The organism is Enterobacter sp. DVT3837, assembly GCF_056238685.1.
On the sequence record NZ_JBWDLA010000002.1, the window covers coordinates 1,647,075 to 1,661,196 of the forward strand.

Annotated in this window: 16 protein-coding genes; 9 read left to right on the forward strand and 7 right to left on the reverse strand. The window is 55.7% G+C overall.

Annotated features, from left to right (window positions below; translation table 11 throughout):
- Positions 1–6: 6 nt before the first annotated feature.
- Both arsC and AC0XWG_RS22985 read left to right on the forward strand, forming a co-directional pair.
- Positions 7–438 carry a glutaredoxin-dependent arsenate reductase gene (arsC, locus tag AC0XWG_RS22980; RefSeq protein WP_128347877.1) on the forward strand — a complete coding sequence of 144 codons (432 nt, stop codon included), beginning with the start codon at positions 7–9 and terminating at the stop codon, positions 436–438.
- Positions 439–556: 118 nt separating this feature from the next.
- Complete coding sequence (locus tag AC0XWG_RS22985; protein WP_128347876.1) at positions 557–1,327, forward strand: SDR family NAD(P)-dependent oxidoreductase; 771 nt, start codon at positions 557–559, stop codon at positions 1,325–1,327.
- On the opposite strand, the gene AC0XWG_RS22990 is transcribed toward AC0XWG_RS22985, so the two are convergent.
- Positions 1,324–1,875, reverse strand: coding sequence for a TetR/AcrR family transcriptional regulator (locus tag AC0XWG_RS22990; RefSeq protein WP_128347875.1), 552 nt, complete (start codon positions 1,873–1,875; stop codon positions 1,324–1,326). The two genes, AC0XWG_RS22985 and AC0XWG_RS22990, sit on opposite strands and share 4 nt — an antisense overlap.
- A gap of 81 nt (positions 1,876–1,956) precedes the next feature.
- Between AC0XWG_RS22990 and AC0XWG_RS22995 the strand changes: the two genes are divergently transcribed.
- On the forward strand, positions 1,957–3,171 hold the full coding sequence (locus AC0XWG_RS22995) for an MFS transporter (protein ID WP_028019328.1): 1,215 nt from the start codon (positions 1,957–1,959) through the stop codon (positions 3,169–3,171).
- The gene (locus tag AC0XWG_RS23000) at positions 3,161–3,973 is read left to right on the forward strand and encodes a Cof-type HAD-IIB family hydrolase (protein WP_128347874.1); all 813 of its coding nucleotides are present in this window, start codon (positions 3,161–3,163) and stop codon (positions 3,971–3,973) included. The genes AC0XWG_RS22995 and AC0XWG_RS23000 overlap by 11 nt, the downstream gene beginning before the upstream one ends.
- Positions 3,974–4,033: 60 nt before the next feature.
- Here the strand turns inward: AC0XWG_RS23000 and AC0XWG_RS23005 are convergent, their stop codons facing one another.
- Entirely contained in the window at positions 4,034–5,266 is a 1,233-nt protein-coding gene (locus AC0XWG_RS23005) for an MFS transporter (protein ID WP_028019330.1), read from the reverse strand.
- Between the two features lie 168 nt (positions 5,267–5,434).
- On the opposite strand from AC0XWG_RS23005, the gene AC0XWG_RS23010 reads away from it, so the two are divergent.
- The 3 genes from AC0XWG_RS23010 (at position 5,435) to deoR (ending at position 7,606) form a co-directional block, all read left to right on the forward strand.
- The gene (locus tag AC0XWG_RS23010) at positions 5,435–6,163 is read left to right on the forward strand and encodes a phosphatase PAP2 family protein (RefSeq protein WP_028019331.1); all 729 of its coding nucleotides are present in this window, start codon (positions 5,435–5,437) and stop codon (positions 6,161–6,163) included.
- A 7-nt stretch (positions 6,164–6,170) separates the two neighbouring features.
- On the forward strand, positions 6,171–6,779 hold the full coding sequence (gene ybjG / locus AC0XWG_RS23015; protein WP_028019332.1) for an undecaprenyl-diphosphate phosphatase: 609 nt from the start codon (positions 6,171–6,173) through the stop codon (positions 6,777–6,779).
- Between the two features lie 68 nt (positions 6,780–6,847).
- Positions 6,848–7,606 carry a DNA-binding transcriptional repressor DeoR gene (gene deoR, locus AC0XWG_RS23020; RefSeq protein WP_028019333.1) on the forward strand — a complete coding sequence of 253 codons (759 nt, stop codon included), beginning with the start codon at positions 6,848–6,850 and terminating at the stop codon, positions 7,604–7,606.
- 39 nt (positions 7,607–7,645) lie between these two features.
- On the opposite strand, the gene dacC is transcribed toward deoR, so the two are convergent.
- Positions 7,646–8,851 carry a serine-type D-Ala-D-Ala carboxypeptidase gene (gene dacC, locus AC0XWG_RS23025; RefSeq protein ID WP_128347873.1) on the reverse strand — a complete coding sequence of 402 codons (1,206 nt, stop codon included), beginning with the start codon at positions 8,849–8,851 and terminating at the stop codon, positions 7,646–7,648.
- 241 nt (positions 8,852–9,092) lie between these two features.
- Here dacC and AC0XWG_RS23030 point away from each other — a divergent pair, with 241 nt between their 5' ends.
- Positions 9,093–9,719 (forward strand): glutathione S-transferase family protein, encoded by a 627-nt coding sequence (locus AC0XWG_RS23030; protein WP_128347872.1) that lies wholly within the window; start codon positions 9,093–9,095, stop codon positions 9,717–9,719.
- Here the strand turns inward: AC0XWG_RS23030 and AC0XWG_RS23035 are convergent, their stop codons facing one another.
- Together AC0XWG_RS23035 and bssR are read right to left on the reverse strand one after the other, a co-directional pair.
- Positions 9,720–10,838 carry a PQQ-dependent sugar dehydrogenase gene (locus AC0XWG_RS23035; RefSeq protein WP_475681110.1) on the reverse strand — a complete coding sequence of 373 codons (1,119 nt, stop codon included), beginning with the start codon at positions 10,836–10,838 and terminating at the stop codon, positions 9,720–9,722.
- A 106-nt stretch (positions 10,839–10,944) separates the two neighbouring features.
- Positions 10,945–11,328, reverse strand: a complete 384-nt coding sequence (bssR, locus tag AC0XWG_RS23040) for a biofilm formation regulator BssR (protein WP_475681111.1) — start codon at positions 11,326–11,328, stop codon at positions 10,945–10,947.
- A gap of 216 nt (positions 11,329–11,544) precedes the next feature.
- Between bssR and rimO the strand changes: the two genes are divergently transcribed.
- Entirely contained in the window at positions 11,545–12,870 is a 1,326-nt protein-coding gene (gene rimO, locus AC0XWG_RS23045) for a 30S ribosomal protein S12 methylthiotransferase RimO (RefSeq protein ID WP_028019338.1), read from the forward strand.
- Between the two features lie 63 nt (positions 12,871–12,933).
- Here rimO and gsiD read toward each other — a convergent pair whose 3' ends face one another.
- On the reverse strand, positions 12,934–13,845 hold the full coding sequence (gene gsiD, locus AC0XWG_RS23050) for a glutathione ABC transporter permease GsiD (RefSeq protein ID WP_028019339.1): 912 nt from the start codon (positions 13,843–13,845) through the stop codon (positions 12,934–12,936).
- 1 nt (position 13,846) lies between these two features.
- Positions 13,847–14,122: ABC transporter permease subunit (locus AC0XWG_RS23055; protein WP_475681112.1), on the reverse strand; the 276-nt coding region annotated here is incomplete at its 5' end.

Here is a 14,122-nt window from a genome sequence, read left to right on the forward strand (position 1 = left end):
ACTGATATGACCCACATCACCATTTACCACAACCCCGCCTGCGGTACCTCGCGCAACACGCTGGAGATGATCCGCAACAGCGGCACGGAGCCAGAGATTATCCTCTATCTGGAAACCCCACCGTCCCGCGAGAAGTTGACCACTCTGATTGCCGATATGGGGATTTCTGTTCGGGATCTGCTGCGTAAAAACGTGGAGCCCTATGAACAGCTCGGCCTGGCCGAAGATAAATTCACCGACGAACAGCTGCTCGACTTCATGCTGCAATACCCGATCCTGATTAACCGTCCGATCGTCGTGACGCCGCTGGGCACTCGCCTGTGTCGCCCTTCTGAAGTCGTCCTCGACATCCTGCCTGACGCGCAAAAAGGGGCATTTACGAAAGAGGATGGCGAAGCCGTCGTTGATGCCAGCGGGAAAAAAATCTCACAAAAGTAACCCATTGATAATGGCGCAGTAAGGCTTGCATGCGGCATACCCCACCTACCGGCTGAGTTGCATCAGCCGAAACCCGGCACATACTTTTGAGGGTTAAGTCTGGTGAGGGTATGCGGATATGGGCTTTAAAAACAAAATCGCGGTCATCTTCGGCGGCAGTGGCGCCATCGGCAGCGCTGTGGCACATGCTCTGGCGCGTGAGGGGGCTGAAGTGCACCTCGCTGCACGCACCTCTACCAGGCTGGAACACGTTGCCAACAGCATTCGCAACGCAGGCGGGTCTGCCAGCACATTTATTTTCGATGCGCTGGATGAGTTCGCGCAGCTTCCTGAGTTTGCCCACATTGATATTGTCGTCAACGCCACGGGCTTTATGCACGATCAGGGAAAACGCCTTGACGCATTAGCCCTTAGCGAATTCAGGCAGGGTTTTGATCCCTTCCTGACCGCGTACTTTAACATCGCCAAAGCTGTTTCACCCCGCATGGGCGGCGAACATGGCGGAACCCTGATTACCGTCGTCGCGCCCGCCGCGAATATGGCGATCTCCGGGCACCTGGGACATATCGTTGGCTGCGCGGGAACAGAAGCGTTTACCCGGGCGCTTGCCGCAGAACTGGGCGTTAAAAATATTCGCGTCGTGTGCGTGCGTTCGCACGCGATTGCCGACGCGGTGCAGGCAGGTTCGTATGTCGGTGCCATTTTCGCCGCTAAGGCGCAGGAGATGGGAATTACGGTCGAGCAGTTTCTCGGTGGTGCCGCGCAAAGTACCCTGACACATCACCTGCCCACGCTGGCACAGGTAGCAGACACGATTACGTTTCTGGCCTCAGATGCGGCAAGCGCCATCACGGGAACTACCGTCAATATGACCGCGGGCGCAACCTAGCAGCCGCCCTCGCCCGCAATTCTGCCCACCATAACCCGGATCTCCTCCCGGGTTAATGGTGCCCGGTCGGTGACATAGTGCAGCGTCATCCCTTCAATAAACGCATCCAGCGCACGGGTGGTAACCGGGTCAAACCACTGCTCCAGCGTGGTCTGGCTCATCTTCATCCAGTCCTGCATCACCGTTTTGAGCGCCGCGCTGCGGTGCATAAAGGCGTAGAGCTGATACATCAGCGCCATGTTGTGCGGCGTCGTCACCTGCGAGCTGTGGATCAGCGTGGTGATGGATTCACACGCCATTTCCGGCCCGATGACGCCCGCGAAGAAATCCCGGTACTGTTGCGACATCTGCCGGGTAAACCACGTGAAAGCTTCCTCCAGCAGCGGCTCCATACCGTCGAAATAGTAGGTCATCGAACCTAGCGGCACACCTGCACAGCTGGCGATTTTACGGTGCGTGACGGCGTGAATCCCGTGCTCGGCAATAGTATCGAGCGTTGCCTTCAGGATCTTCTCCCGTCGATGCGGATCGTTCGGTGGTCTGCTCATAAATTCCTCACGTGGTTTGTGTACAAATGTACACAAACTTGCTAGTGTTGTCGCTATTGTTGTACTTCTGGTGCTACCCCAATGACGCTGACCTCTCCCCGCAAAGCCCTGCAGCTACGCCTGTGGGCGCTGTTTATGTTCTTCTTCATTCCCGGCCTGCTGATGGCCTCCTGGGCCACGCGTACCCCCGCCATTCGCGATATTTTGTCCGTTTCTACTGCCGAGATGGGTATTGTGCTGTTCGGTCTGTCGATAGGCTCTATGAGCGGCATTCTTTGCTCAGCGTGGCTGGTGAAGCGCTTTGGTACACGGGCGGTGATCCGCACCACCATGTGCTTTGCCGTGTTCGGGATGGGGGTACTAAGCGTTGCGCTATGGTTTGCCTCACCGGTTCTGTTTGCCCTGGGGCTGACAATATTTGGCGGCAGCTTCGGCTCGGCGGAAGTGGCGATAAACGTTGAAGGGGCGGCGGTCGAGCGCGAGATGAACAAAACCGTGCTGCCAATGATGCATGGCTTTTACAGCCTTGGCACGCTGGCCGGTGCGGGCGTGGGGATGGCGCTGACGGCCTTTGGCGTCACTGCGAATCTGCATATCCTGCTGGCAGCACTGGTTTGTATCATTCCGATTTTGACCGGCATCCGGGCAATCCCTGACGGCACTGGTAAGAACTCCTCTGATGAACAACATTCTGCGGAAAAAGGGCTGCCTTTCTACCGCGATATTCAACTGATGCTGATCGGCGTGGTGGTGCTGGCAATGGCTTTCGCAGAAGGTTCCGCCAACGACTGGCTGCCGCTGCTGATGGTGGACGGCCACGGCTTTAGCCCGACCTCCGGCTCGCTGATCTACGCCGGGTTTACGCTGGGGATGACCGTAGGGCGCTTTACCGGCGGCTGGTTTATCGATCGCTACAGCCGCGTGGCGGTGGTTCGCGCCAGTGCTCTGCTCGGAGGGCTGGGAATTGCGATGATCATCTTTGTGGATGTGGACTGGATTGCCGGCGTGTCGGTCATCCTCTGGGGGCTGGGTGCATCACTCGGCTTCCCGCTGACCATTTCGGCCGCCAGCGATACCGGCCCGGATGCCCCAACGCGCGTCAGCGTGGTGGCGACCACTGGCTACCTCGCTTTCCTGGTCGGGCCGCCACTGCTCGGTTTCCTCGGCGAGCACTACGGGCTGCGCAGCGCCATGCTGGTGGTGTTAGGACTGGTCATCATCGCAGCGCTGGTGGCACGCGCGGTGGCAAAGCCGGAAACGAATCAAACGACACTGGAGAAGGGATATGAGCGTTAAACTGATCGCCGTCGACATGGATGGTACTTTTCTGAGCGATGCCAAGACCTATAATCGCCCGCGTTTTCTGGCCCAGTACGCGCGCATGAAGGCGCAAGGCATTCGCTTCGCCGTCGCCAGCGGCAACCAGTACTACCAGCTGATCTCCTTTTTCCCGGAGATTGCCCATGAAATTGCATTTGTCGCCGAAAACGGCGGCTGGGTCGTGAGCGAAGGGGAAGATATCTTTAACGGTGAACTGTCGAAAGCCCATTTCGAGACCGTCGCAAACGTCTTAAATGACGTTCCGGGCATTGAGATCATCGCCTGCGGGAAAAGTAGCGCGTATACGCTGAAATGCTATGACGAGGGCTTTAAGGAGATCGCAGCGAAGTACTATCACCGTCTCGAAATGGTGAGTGATTTCGACAACCTGAACGATGTTTTCTTCAAGTTCGGGCTTAACGTGTCTGACGATGAAATCCCGCGTATTCAGGCGCTACTGCATGAAAAACTGAGTGACATCATGGTGCCCGTCACGACCGGGCACGGCAGCATAGACCTGATCATCCCAGGCGTACATAAAGCCAACGGCCTGCGGATACTGCAAAAACGCTGGGGCATAGACGATAGCGAAGTGGTGGCCTTCGGCGACAGCGGCAACGACGTGGAGATGTTGCGCCAGTCCGGGTTCAGCTTTGCGATGGCGAATGCCGGACCGCATATTAAAGCGGTGGCGCGTTTTGAAGCACCGCATAATAACGAGGAAGGGGTTTTAAACGTGATTGAGAAGGTGTTGAACGGGGAGGCACCGTTTAATTGACCGCGTGCGGTCTGGTGCCCTCACCCTAACCCTCTCCCACAGGGAGAGGGAATAAACAGGTTAAGGCTGCAGGGCGTTTCCGACGCGTTTGTCTTTCAGGAACACCACCATCAGTCCAACCCATAGCACGCCGTTGGCGAAGTTAAACAGGCTGAACAGTCCGTTGCCGCCCATCGCGTAAGCATGCTTGCTCACTTCGATACCGACGGTAAAAATTAGCATCTGCAACATCCCCATCGCCGCGGACACCGTACCTTTACTCATCTCGCTGGCAAACAGCGTCAGGCGTACCAGCCCGGCATTCGCCACACCAATCCCGAACGCATAAATGCTTAACCCTGCGGTCATCCAAAGATACGCATGTGATGACACCACGGTCGCGACCGCCGCGACAATCAGCCCCGCAGCAATCGGCCAGCCGCCCATAATAATCAGCGAACGCACGGTGCGGCGTGACGTCAGACGTGCCAGCACCAGGTTACCTATTATCAACGCGCCGAAAATCGGCACCTGCAGCAGGCCATACTCGTAGCTGCTGAGCTTTTCTCCGCTGATGATAATGACCGGAGACTGCGCAATCCACGCCAGCAGCGGCAGACTGACGAACCCCGTAGCCAGCGCACCCGCGACAAATCGTCCATTTTTCAGGACTTCTTTGTAATCCCGGCCTAGCTCTTTGAGCGAAAGTTTCTCGCCGATGCGGGTGGCTGTTTCCGGCATCGCACGGTGCAGGCCAAAGAATGAAATGGCGGCGAGAACCGCAAAGAGCACAAACATCCCTTCCCATGGCGCAACGTGCACCCACGCGGCCCCCACCAGCGGGCCGAGCAACGGGGCGATCAGCGCCACGTTCGCCATCAGGGCGGTAATTTTGATACACACCGCCTCTTCAAACGACTCCTGAATGGCGGCATACCCCACGGCGCCGATAAAGCACAGGCTCACCCCCTGCAGGAAACGCAGCAGGGTAAATTGTTCAATATTTTGCGCCAGAAGCGTGGCAAGACAGGTGACGATAAACCACACCACGCCGGTCAGCATCACCGGACGACGGCCAATACGATCCGACAGCGGGCCTAACAGCCACTGTAAAAACATGCCGCCGGCCAGATAGGCGGTCATGGAGGTCGGCACCCACTCAATTCCCGCGTTGTACTGTTCCACAACGGCCAGCATACCGGGCTGGATCATATCGTTGCCGATATAGGTAGAGAATTCGTAGAGCACCAGACACAGAGGAAAAAGCAACGCCTGACGACCCAGACGCGCTCCAGAAGAAGAACGGTTTAACATGCAATCTCTTTTTAATGACAAAATCGCGACGAGTGTAATGAAATGCCCCAGCCCGAGATAGTGATTTATCGAGGATAAACAGAAATAAGGCACATATCGTCTTCGTTTAAGGTTTCCTTAAGTTGACAGATTTATGATAGCCCCATTATTCGTCAACGACCCCAGATTATGGCACTCACTTCCAGCCGTTCAGAATTATCTAACTTACAGACAAATAAGACAAAACAACTTTACCGCTTACCGGCCCGCTTTTATGGTTACCAGCTTCTGGTCCTGATAGCCCTTGCCGTGCTGTTTACGTGGTTATCCCGCGATGAAACGCTCGACAAATGGGTGACCGGCTTTTGGTACGACGCGGCGACACAGAGTTTCCCGCTGCAGAAAGACCATCTGCTGGATCTGCTGAACCACCGCATGGCGAAGTATATCGCCATCGCCTTAGGTGCCGTGGCGCTGTTTTACGGCGCTTACAAGCGTAACGCAAGACTGGTTACGGCTGCGTTGTTGATGGGACTTGGCGCGCTGGTGGTTGGCGTACTGAAAAGCGTAAGCCATCACAGCTGCCCGTGGGATCTGGTGGAATATGGCGGTAAGGCTATTTCTTATCCCCTGTTCAGTTCCGTCCCTGCAGACAGCGGTCCCGGGCGTTGTTTCCCCGGCGGTCACGCGTCCAGTGGCTTTATGGTCATGGGCCTGTTTTTTGCCTTCTGGCGCGAGCGTCCACGTCTGGCATGGTCCTTTGTCGTACTTGGCGTGGTGTTAGGCCTGGTGATGGGTTATGGCCAGGTGATGCGAGGCGCACATTTCTTATCTCACAACCTGTGGGCTGGGTGGTGGGTTTGGTTTTCCCAGGTGGTGGTCTATGGCCTTGTTTCCACCCGGTTTGCTAAAGAGTAACGACATTATGTTAGAGCAATTGAACTACGGGCTGTTTTATCTGATTAACGCTACCCCGGCATCGCCGGAGTGGATGATTGATATCGCCACCTTTTTTGCCAAAGATCTGATCAGCATCGTTCCTGTGCTGGCCGTGATCCTCTGGTTATGGGGCCCACGCAATCAGGTCGTCGCGCAGCGTCAGCTGGTTATCAAAGTCGCGATGGCCCTTGCGGTAAGCGTACTGATGAGTTTTGCACTGGGGCATCTGTTCCCGCACGATCGTCCTTTTGTTGCCCACGCTGGCTATACCTTCCTGCATCATGCACCTGATGACTCCTTCCCGAGCGACCACGGCACGGTGATTTTCACCTTTGCACTGGCATTCTTGTTCTGGCATCGCCTGTGGTCTGGTGCACTGCTGATGGTGGTGGCGGCAGCTATCGCCTGGTCTCGTGTTTACCTGGGCGTGCACTGGCCGCTGGATATGGTCGGCGGTTTCCTGGTGGGGCTGATGGGTTGCGTGAGTGCAGCTATCCTGTGGAGCCTCTTTGGTCAGGCGCTCTACCGCGGGATCTCCCACCTCTATCGTATCCTCTTTGCGATCCCGATCCGCAAAGGCTGGGTGCGTGACTAACCCTGGCTCAACAGGTTACACTTGAACCCCCGCCCTGCGGGGGTTCACTTTTTCCACGACGAGGTTCTATGGAAACACGACGCGATGACCGCATAGCTCAGCTGCTACAGGCGCTGAAGCGCAGCGATAAGCTGCATCTGAAAGAGGCTGCCACGCTGCTTGGCGTCTCCGAGATGACTATTCGTCGTGACCTGAACAGCGATAGCGCGCCCGTCGTGCTGCTGGGTGGGTATATTGTGCTGGAGCCACGCAGTGCCAGCCACTACCTGATTAGCGATCAAAAAACGCGCCTGGTTGAAGAAAAACGTAAAGCCGCACGGCTGGCGGCTTCGCTGGTACAGCCGCATCAGACGCTGTTTTTTGACTGCGGCACGACGACACCGTGGATAATCGAAGCCATCGACAGCAGCATTCCTTTCACTGCCGTGTGTTATTCGCTGAACACCTTTCTGGCACTTCAGGAGAAACCCGAGTGTCGGGTGATCCTCTGCGGCGGTGAATTTCACGCCAGCAACGCCATTTTTAAACCGCTTAATCTCCAGGACACGCTCAGCAATTTGTGCCCGGATATCGCGTTTTACTCCGCAGCGGGCGTCAATGTCCGCCAGGGCGCGACCTGCTTTAATCTGGAAGAGTTACCGGTGAAACACTGGGCGTTAAGCGCGGCGCAGTATCATGTGCTGGTAGTGGACCACAGCAAGTTTGGCAAGGTGCGCTCGGCAAGAATGGGAGAGCTGGCGCAGTTCGATGCCATCGTCAGCGATTGCCGTCCGGATGATGAGATAGTCTCCCATGCCAAGGCGCAGCAGGTGAAGTTGATGTATTGAGGTTGTGCCGGGTAAGCGCAGCGCCACCCGGCAAAAAACTTAGCTAAACCAGCTGCCAAACCAGCTATGGAATTTCATTAATACAAAATCCCACATCCGGCTGAAGAAGCCGCCCTCTTCGACCGCCTCCATCACAATCAGCGGACGCTGTTCAATCGACTTGCCGTTAAGCTGGAAATCAATCGTCCCCACCACCTGGCCTTTTTTCAGCGGCGCGGTGAGCTGCGGTTCAGTCAGGGTATAGCTGGCTTTCAGGTTTTTAAGCTGACCGCGAGGAATGGTCACCGACCCAGCCTCACCGGCCCCCAGATTCACTTCGTTCTTGTCACCAAACCAGACGCGCTGACTGACGAACGTGGCATCCGGTTTAATCGGCGTCACGGTTTCAAAGAAGCGGAATCCCCAGGTCAGTAATTTTTCTGATTCGTTAAAACGGATACGGTCGGTTTTGGTGCCCAGTACCACCGAAATCAGGCGCATGTCGCCCTGGGTTGCAGAAGCGACAAGGTTGTATCCCGCCCCGGCCGTGGTACCGGTTTTCATCCCGTCCACGTTGACGTTGCTGCTCCACAGCAGGCGGTTGCGGTTCGGCTGACGAATTTTATTGAAGGTAAACTCTTTCTCTTTGTGGATAGCGTATTCATCCGGCACGTCGTGGATCAGCGCTTTACCCAACAGCGCCATATCACGGGCGGTGCTGAACTGGCCCGGCGCATCAAGACCGTGAACGGTTTTAAAGGTGGTGTTGGTCAGGCCCAGCTTTTGCGCATAGCCATTCATCAGGCCGATAAATGAATCCTGACTGCCGGCGACATAATCCGCCAGCGCGATACAGGCGTCGTTACCGGACTGGATAATCACCCCTTTATTCAAATCAGAAACGGAAACCTGATCGCCTGGTTTGAGGAACATCACTGATGAACCCCTCAGCGCCGGGTTGCCGGTCGCCCAGGCGTCCTTCCCGATGGTAACCATATCATCAAGCTTGATCTTGCCTGCTTTTAACGCCTGGCCGACCACATAGCTGGTCATTATTTTAGTCAGACTGGCTGGATCGAGTTTCTCGTCAGCATTGCCTTCCGCCAGCACTTTGCCGCTGGAGTAGTCCATCAGGATCCAGGCGCGCGCGTCCACCGGCGGCGCTTCGGGCGCAGCCTGCTCAGCTGCGTAAAGAGTTGGTGCAAACAGGAAAAGGAGCGCAGAGCCTGTCGCAAGGCTGCGCAGAGAAGTCATTTTTCGCGTCATAAATGCCACCCGAGTGTCCATTCAAAAATTACGTCACATCACCGTGTCGCAAGAAGCGATGAGTAATAGCGCACTAAAACCGTTAAAGAAACCCAACGAGGGTAAAGTTATTAAAGTTTATGCAATAACATTCAGATACGCTTTGATTAAGGCGATTTTTTTGTCTTCTGTTGCGTAATTGTTAGGTTTATCTCACCATGGCAAAAAGCTGACTCGGATTCACATCTCATCGGGAGTAAATATGATTACGCTGTGGGGCAGGAACAATTCGACCAACGTTAAGAAAGTGCTCTGGACACTGGAGGAGCTTGATTTACCGTTCAATCAAATCATGGCTGGGTTATCGTTTGGTGTGAACAAAGAGGCCGACTATCTGGCCATGAACCCGAACGGCCTGGTGCCGCTGCTGCGCGATGATGAAACAGACGCAACGCTTTGGGAGTCCAACACGATTGTGCGTTACCTTGCGGCTCAGTACGGCCAGGGTCGCCTGTGGGTAGAAAATCCGGCTCGTCGTGCTCAGGGTGAAAAGTGGATGGACTGGGCGAATCAGACGCTTTCGCCAACCCATCGCGTGATCCTGATGGGACTGATCAGAACACCAGAAGCCGAACGTGACTACCCTGCCATCCATGCCGCACAGGATGCCTGTGAAAACCTGTTTGCCATGATGGATGACGAACTGGCGAAGCACAAATGGTTCTCCGGTGACGTATTTGGTACAGGCGATATCGCCGTCGCGCCGTTCGTCTGGAACCTGACCAACATGGGCCTGAAGTGGACGCCGCGCCCTCACCTCGAGCGCTGGTTAAAGCAGCTTAGCGATCGTCCGGCATACCGTAACGTTGTGATGATCCCGGTAACCTGATTACGTTCCGGACGGGCTGACTCTCAGCAGTTGCCCGTCCGTCTCATCGGTCAGGACATACAGATACCCATCCGGTCCCACCCTCACATCACGGATACGCTGCTCCCGGTCGCCCAAAATCCGCCCGTCTTCAGTCACTTTATTGCCGCTCACGCTCAGCACAATAACGTCCTTTTCCTTCAGTGCGCCGATAAACAGTTTGTTTTTCCACTGCGGAAAGACGTCGCTGTTGTAGAACGCCATACCGCTCACGGCGGGCGAAACTTTCCAGACAAACAGCGGTTTTTCGGTTCCCTCAACGTGCTCACCTTTGGCTTCCGGAATTTTCAACCCGCTGTAATTAATGCCGTGCGTTGCCAGTGGCCAGCCGTAGTTTTTTCCTCTCTCCGGGATATTGATTTCATCTCCGCCGCGCGGACCATGCTCGTTAAGCCACAGCGTGTCGCTCCAGGGATTCATCGCCATCCCCTGCGGGTTACGAATGCCGTAGGACCAGATTTCAGGCCGCGCGCCAGAGGTGTTCATGAACGGGTTATCCGCAGGCACTTTGCCCTCTTCCGTCAGGCGCACCACTTTGCCCTGCAGTTTATCCAGTTCCTGCGCCGTCGGTCGCTGGTTGTTCTCACCGAGCCCAATAAAGAGATAGCCTTTACCATCGAACACCAGTCGTCCACCAAAATGGTTCCCGGTAGAGAGTTTCGGCATCTGGCGGAACACCACCTGGAAGGCTTCAATGCGCGTCAGATCGTCGCTCAATCGGCCATAGCCCACCGCCGTTCCGGCTTTGCCGTCACTCCCTGCTTCGGCGAAGCTCAGCCAGATGCGGCGCGATTTTTCAAAATCCGGGGCGAGGACCACGTCCAGCAATCCTCCCTGACCGTTCGCCCACACCTTTGGCACGCCGACAATCGGAGCGGAAAGCCCGCTCCCGGCCTGCCAGTGTTTGAGTTGACCTCCCCTGAGGGTCACCAGCAGCCCTTTATTATCCGGCAGAAACGCCAGAGACCAGGGATGATCGAGTCTGTTTTGTAACACCTCGACGTTGACCGCGACCGGTGCAGCAAGAAGAGAAAATGAAAATAACAACGCAGGCAGGAAAATCAGCGAGGATCGAGGCATAACGCGCTCCTTTAACGGCATATGGCTTAAAGGTTAGCCATAACGCCCGGGCACGTTATCACTTTTACAAAAGCTTAATCAGAAGGGGGAGTTGCCTCCCCCGGATTCAGTACTGTTCGAGCTTGTCGTGCTCGTTCAGACACATGATGCAAAGAGAGAGCGTTGTCAGGCAGTTTTCAAGCTTCTCCGCGTTAACAGCGATAAAATTCGGGCAGTCGTGGCGTCCGTTCATCAGGCACACCCCTGCAATGGAGAGCACCTCAGCGGCGCGACGGAGCGCTATCAGCTCACTTTCGCAGTATTCCGCTTTCAGGGTCGGTGCTTTTTCACGCATAAAATTACACAGTTCAAACAGATTATCACGCAGATGTTCGCTTTCGCTGACTGACATATACCCTTTTGCCTTCCTCAACTGCAGGTACGCGGCCAGGTCGATTCGGGCGTTGATCAGCTTGTTCAGCAGATCGCATTTCAGTCTGTCAACGGACATTCTCTTTCCTCCTCTGTCAGCCATTTTGCATATTCAGAGTAAGGTTATTTTTTGTACAATTTAATGCCTCAGATCAATAAAACATAACTGATTAACATCATTTACAATGTTACAACACCAGCCAACCGCATCCACCTTGCAAAGAGTGTATAAATCCCCCGCGATACGCTGTAAAATCCCGCCCTAATAACTCCATAATTGATGAATTTTTAACCTATGAGCAATGTTACGCACCAGCCGAAAATCGGCTTTGTCTCCCTGGGCTGCCCGAAAAACCTGGTGGATTCCGAACGTATCCTGACCGAACTGCGCACCGAGGGCTATGACGTGGTGCCAAGCTACGACAACGCCGATATGGTGATCGTTAACACCTGTGGGTTTATCGACAGCGCGGTTCAGGAGTCGCTGGAAGCCATCGGTGAAGCCCTGACTGAAAACGGCAAAGTGATTGTGACCGGCTGCCTGGGCGCGAAAGAGGATCAGATCCGCGAAGTGCACCCGAAAGTGCTGGAGATCACCGGCCCGCACAGCTACGAGCAGGTGCTGGAACATGTTCATCATTACGTGCCAAAACCAAAACACAACCCGTTCCTGAGCCTGGTGCCAGAACAGGGTGTGAAGCTGACCCCACGCCACTACGCGTACCTGAAAATTTCTGAAGGCTGCAACCACCGCTGCACCTTCTGCATTATCCCGTCCATGCGTGGCGATCTGGTGAGCCGTCCAATTGGCGAAGTGCTGGCGGAAGCGAAACGTCTGGCCGACGCGGGCGTGAAGGAGCTGCTGGTCATCTCCCAGGATACCTCGGCCTACGGCGTGGACGTTAAGCACCGCTCCGGTTTCCACAACGGTGAACCGGTGAAAACCAGCATGGTCGGCCTGTGCGAGCAGCTGTCTAAACTGGGTATCTGGACGCGTCTGCACTACGTCTACCCTTACCCGCACGTTGACGACGTGATCCCGCTGATGGCGGAAGGCAAAATTCTGCCGTACCTGGACATCCCGCTGCAGCACGCCAGCCCGCGTATTCTGAAGCTGATGAAACGTCCTGGTTCGGTTGATCGCCAGCTGGCACGCATCAAGCAGTGGCGTGAAATCTGCCCGGAACTGACCCTGCGTTCCACCTTTATCGTCGGCTTCCCGGGTGAAACCGAAGAAGACTTCCAGATGCTGCTCGACTTCCTGAAAGAAGCGCGTCTGGACCGCGTTGGCTGCTTCAAGTACAGCCCGGTAGAAGGCGCAACCGCCAACGAGCTGGCGGACCAGGTGCCGGAAGAGGTGAAAGAGGAGCGCTGGAACCGCTTCATGCAGCTGCAGCAGCAGATCTCTGCCGAGCGTCTGCAGGAAAAAGTGGGTCGCGAGATCATGGTCATCATCGACGAAGTTGATGAAGAAGGCGCGATTGGCCGCAGCATGGCGGATGCCCCTGAAATCGACGGAGCGGTGTACCTCAACGGTGAAACCAGCGTTAAGCCGGGTGATATTATTCGCGTGAAGGTTGAAAACGCGGACGAGTATGACCTGTGGGGTAGCCGGGTTTAATCTCCCCACTCCGCTTTTGTATGCCGGGTAAGGCGTAGCCGCCGCCCGGCACATTTCACTGCACTATCCCTTAATCCTCGGATCCAGCGCGTCGCGCAGCCCGTCACCCAGCAGGTTAAACGCCAGCACGGTCAGAAAAATCGCCAGACTCGGGAAGATCGCCACGTGCGGTGCAATCACCATATCTGCCCTCGCCTCGTTCAGCATTGCGCCCCACTCCGGCGTCGGAGGCTGCGCGCCTAATCCCAGAAACGACAGGCTGGCCGCCGAGATAATCGACACGCCAATACGCATGGTGAAATAGACCACGATGGACGACACCGTACCCGGCAGAATATGGCTGAACAGGATGGTGGCGTCGCTGGCCCCCATGCTGCGGGCCGACTCGATAAACGTCTGCTGTTTCAGCACCAGCGTGTTGCCGCGCACCAGACGGGCAAAGGCCGGAATGGAAAAGACTGCCACCGCAACGATCACGTTCGCCATGCCGCTGCCCATGATTGCAACCACCGCAATCGCCAGCAGAATACCCGGGAAGGCAAACAACACATCGCAGATACGCATGATGATGCGGTCCCACCAGCCTTCGTAATACCCGGCAACGAGACCCAGCACGGTACCAATGGCCGCGCCGATCAGCACCGCGAACACCCCGGCGGCGAGCGAGATCTGCGCCCCTACCAGCACGCGACTAAAAATATCGCGCCCCAGCGAATCCACCCCAAACCAGTGCATCATGGAGGGACCATCATTCAGCCGGTCGTAATCAAAATAATTTTCCGCATCAAACGGCGCTATCCACGGGGCAACGATCGCCAGAATGATGAGCAGTAGCACAAATAACCCCGCCGTCATGGCAACCGGCTGACGGCGAAAGCGCCGCCAGAATTCGGACCACGGCGTGCGGATATGTTCCGGTTTGAGCCCCGGCATAGCGTTTAAAACGGCCTGACGTCGCCAGTTTAACAATCGCATCTTACTTATACCTGATGGCCGGGTTAATGGCGGCGTAGAGCACGTCTACCACTAAGTTGATAAGAATAAACTCCAGCGAGAAAAGCAGGACTTCCGCCTGAATCACCGGGTAGTCGCGCATCTCGACGGAATCGACAAGAAGGCGCCCCAGCCCCGGCCAGTTGAAGACCTTTTCCACCACAATAGAGCCGCCCAACAGGAAGCCAAACTGTAGCCCCATCATCGTTACCACCGGGATCATCGCATTGCGAAACCCGTGCTTGAGAACGACCCACTT